Origin of the sequence: Shimia litoralis (assembly GCF_005518135.1) — a bacterium.
GTDB lineage: Bacteria > Pseudomonadota > Alphaproteobacteria > Rhodobacterales > Rhodobacteraceae > Shimia_E > Shimia_E litoralis.
The window spans coordinates 1-573 of record NZ_SULI01000075.1 but is presented as its reverse complement, the minus strand read 5'-3'; the positions used below and the strand labels follow the sequence as shown (position 1 = coordinate 573).

The 573-nt window shown below is 55.8% G+C and carries 1 protein-coding gene; it reads left to right on the top strand.

From position 1 onward, the window contains the following. Positions 1 to 520, top strand: a 520-nt coding sequence (locus FAP39_RS17400; RefSeq protein ID WP_138017632.1) for an IS256 family transposase, incomplete at its 5' end; no start/stop codon positions are given. Positions 521 to 573: the final 53 nt, after the last annotated feature.

The window sequence follows — 573 nt, the reverse complement described above, 5'->3', positions numbered from 1 at the left end:
GATCGCCGTCGTCGATGGCCTTAAGGGCTTCCCTGATGCCATCAACGCAGCCTTCCCCGATACGACTGTGCAAACCTGCATCGTGCACCTTGTGCGCCACTCCCTGAACTTCTGCGGCTGGAAAGATCGCAAGGCCGTGGCCAAAGACCTGCGTCGGGTTTATCAGGCGGTGGACGACGAGGAAGCCGCCAAAGCCTTGGATGATTTCGAAGCTGAATGGGGCGCAAAATACCCCTCAATCGCGCCAAGCTGGCGGCGCGCATGGCAAGAGGTCATCCCGTTCTTTGCCTTCCCGCCCGCAGTGCGCAAAATCATCTACACCACCAACGCCATAGAAAGTCTAAACCGGGTGATCCGGAAAACCACGAAAACACGTGGCAGCTTTCCAACCGACGATGCCGCAACCAAGCTGATCTATTTAGCAATCCGAAAATTCGAGAACACCGGACGATGTGTCAGGGAATGGGTGGCTGCCCGAAACCAGTTCGCTATTCTCTACCCTGAACGGTTCAACCGATGACCTGTTTCAACCGCATGGGCTAAGCCTCATACACAGAGTTTCGGATACTCCCC